At 57.0% G+C, this 2,830-nt stretch carries 3 protein-coding genes; all 3 read left to right on the top strand.

Going from position 1 to position 2,830, the window contains the following annotated elements:
* The first annotated feature begins 98 nt into the window (after positions 1 to 98).
* Complete coding sequence (locus IGS51_RS09500; protein ID WP_205370599.1) at positions 99 to 617, top strand: FHA domain-containing protein; 519 nt, start codon at positions 99 to 101, stop codon at positions 615 to 617.
* Positions 618 to 882: 265 nt separating this feature from the next.
* Entirely contained in the window at positions 883 to 1,644 is a 762-nt protein-coding gene (locus IGS51_RS09495) for a M50 family metallopeptidase (protein WP_297078179.1), read from the top strand.
* Between the two features lie 274 nt (positions 1,645 to 1,918).
* Complete coding sequence (locus IGS51_RS09490) at positions 1,919 to 2,647, top strand: lecithin retinol acyltransferase family protein (protein WP_297078180.1); 729 nt, start codon at positions 1,919 to 1,921, stop codon at positions 2,645 to 2,647.
* Positions 2,648 to 2,830 lie beyond the last annotated feature (183 nt).

The following is a 2,830-nucleotide window of genomic DNA, read 5'->3' as shown; positions in this document are numbered from 1 at the left end:
TTGATCAATCACGAGTTGAATTGCTCATGATGCCATCATGCATATCTTCCTGAAGACTCGCAACTCTGTTCTTTCGCCGTAGGTTTTGCGTCACGAGTGTGATTACCCTATCCCTTCTGCATCCGGTCAAGCAGATTCCAGCCCAGGTTTGGAAGTTTGAGAATGAGTCGGTGATTCGCATTGGGCGAGCGACCGATAACAATGTGATTCTCTACAGCGCTGTCGTGTCTCGCCATCATGTAGAGCTGCGTCGGGTTGGCGCAAATTGGGAAATTGTCAACTTGGGCACAAACGGCACCTACCTGGACGGCAAGCGAATTACGCAAGTTCCACTGACGGATGGCGCAGTGATTCGGCTGGCCCGCTCTGGGCCGAATATTAAGATTCGCCTGGGCAGCGAAAACGGTGATGACCCACCTACGACCGGATTGGTGAGCGATCGCACGGTTGGGCAGCCTGCCTCCGATTTGCCCCAAGCCCCAACCGAAATTACCCGCGGTCGGCAGGAGGGCGATCCAGACTCTCCCGACGCAGCGACCAAAATCCATCGCCCACCGACTCCCGGCGGGGCAATTCCAGTGCCGCCCCATTTGCAGTTGCCTGATCCACCAACTTGAGTAGGAGGCGTGCCGCTAGTGGCCTTCTGGTGCGTCCCTCTCTCGGTCTCTCCAGGAATTTCAGGCGTGGCGAACTGCTGACTGAACTGTGACCTGGCAAGTTTTGACCTGGCAAGTTTTGACCTGGCAAGGTTTCGAGTAGGCTATGCCCAGTACCCCAGAGTTGCGCCTGGATTCATGCCTGGAGTGGCACAGGGGGCAATCCACGGGGGCAAGCGCTAGAGTTGAGTCATGGTTCTGCAAGACTCCTCCTTCAAGCCCTGCTATGACGAATCGCTGGAACAAAGACAATCCGTTTGATGACCCGCAACGGTGGGATGGCTCCGACTCCAAGTCTGACCGGGTGGGGTTGACCTGGCTGGTCGCAGCGGCGATCGCCACCAGTCTGCTCTGGCAATTGCCCATTGGCAACTACATCCTGTATCCCTTCAGCATTTTGGCGACCTGGTTTCATGAAATGGGGCATGGACTCATGGCCATGCTGCTGGGCGGCAACTTCCAGCAGTTGCAGATGTTCCCCAACGGCTCTGGCTTTGCGGTTCACAGCGGCGGCTTGTTTTTGGGGCCCGTGGGTCGGGCGCTGGTGGCGGCGGCGGGGCCGATGGGGCCGCCGATTGCTGGGGCGCTGTTTATTCTGTCATCGCGCAGCCGGCAGATGGCCTGCTATGCGCTGCTGTTTTTGGGGGCGCTGCTGATTGGGTCGGCGCTGATCTGGGTGCGATCGCTCTTTGGGCTGGTGGCCGTGCCGCTGTTGGGGGCGGCAGTGCTGGCGATTGCCCTCTCCGGCTATCCCTGGCTCCAGGTCTTCGCGATCCAATTTCTGGGTGTGCAGGCGTGCGTCAGCACCTATCACCAGATGGATTATCTGTTCACCCGCCAAGCCAATATCGGCGGGCAGGTCCTCCTGTCGGACTCTGGGCAAATCGCTCAAAACCTGCTGTTGCCCTACTGGTTTTGGGGCGGGCTAATGGCGATCGCCTCGCTGCTGCTGCTGGTCAAGAGCCTCCAGATCGCCTATCGCAATTAAGAGATAGGACTTACGCAGTTGGACAATGTCTCGCAGGCGCAGCCCAAGAGAAATTGTCCAAAATCCAAAGAGCTTATCGCAAGTGCGTAAGTCCTGAAGGGATTTGAATTCGGAGGTGAGGCAGCAAACAGAGTTTTGCCAATCGCTTGCCTAAGATAAAATTTTGCAGCCACTCAAGCAGGGTGCTGAAACCAATAGGCACTTTGGCTGTGCAGGTGAAATTCGCCGTTAAACCTGATTCTCAACCCCGATCCCAACGCTTTACCCCTTGAACATGGCCCGAGGCGACCAAATCTACGTTATGCGACCGCTCGCTGGCATGGACGGTGTGTATGAACACCACGGCATCGACTGCGGCGATGGCAGCGTCATTCACTACAGCAAAGCCACCGAGCCGCCGACGATTCGCCAGACAGAGTTTTCGGCGTTTTCCTGGGGCAACCGGGTGTTCGTCAAGCAATACACCGTTTGCTATTTGCCCGATATCGTGATTGAACGGGCCGAAAGTCGGCTGGGCGAACAGCGCTATAGCTTGCTCGAAAACAATTGCGAACACTTTGCGACCTGGTGCAAAACAGGCCGCAGCGTCAGCGAACAGCTTGCAACCTTTGGACTCGATGCCGCCATGCTCAACCCCCGCAGTTCGCGCCGCATGATGGAAGACGCAGTGCTGGCGAATGACCCCGCAATGGCGCTGCAACAGTTCGATCAGGCGCGACGGAATATGGCGATCGCCCGCGACCAACTCCAGCGACAAATGCAGGTAGCCCAGAAAGATATGGACACCTGGCATCGGGTCGCAGAACTAGCCCTCAAGCAGGGCAAAGAACCCGCCGCCCGCGCTGCGTTGGAGCGAAAAGTCGCCGCCAAACGCGAACTCACCGACTATCAATCCCAACTCGACCAGCTCGACATCCTCGCAGCCGACCTAGAGCGCAACGCGACAGCCCTACACCAGCGAATTGCGCTCTCTACTTCGCCAGAGCATCAGGATTGGGGCTGAACCTGAGTTTTGCGCCGATTTTGGACTCTGGATCTTAGATTGACAATTTTGGATGGATTGACGATTTTGGATGAGAGCTTTTGGCAGCGCCCAAAATTCAAACTCTACAATCCAAAATCGCCGATCTTCGGGGGGCTGCCGAAAGCCCCCGCAAAGCTCCCACAAAGCCCCCACAAGGCCCTA

The organism is Thermoleptolyngbya sp. M55_K2018_002, assembly GCF_015295965.1.
Taxonomy (GTDB): Bacteria; Cyanobacteriota; Cyanobacteriia; order Elainellales; family Elainellaceae; genus Thermoleptolyngbya; species Thermoleptolyngbya sichuanensis.
Note: the sequence above shows the minus strand (reverse complement) of the source record. Positions and strands in the feature narration are given on the sequence as shown.

Excerpts from the sequence above, each read along its gene's own strand:
- IGS51_RS09490 (WP_297078180.1), top strand. The coding sequence starts at position 1,919 with ATGGCCCGAGGCGACCAAATCTACGTTATGCGACCGCTCGCTGGCATG.
- IGS51_RS09495 (WP_297078179.1), top strand. The coding sequence starts at position 883 with ATGACGAATCGCTGGAACAAAGACAATCCGTTTGATGACCCGCAACGG.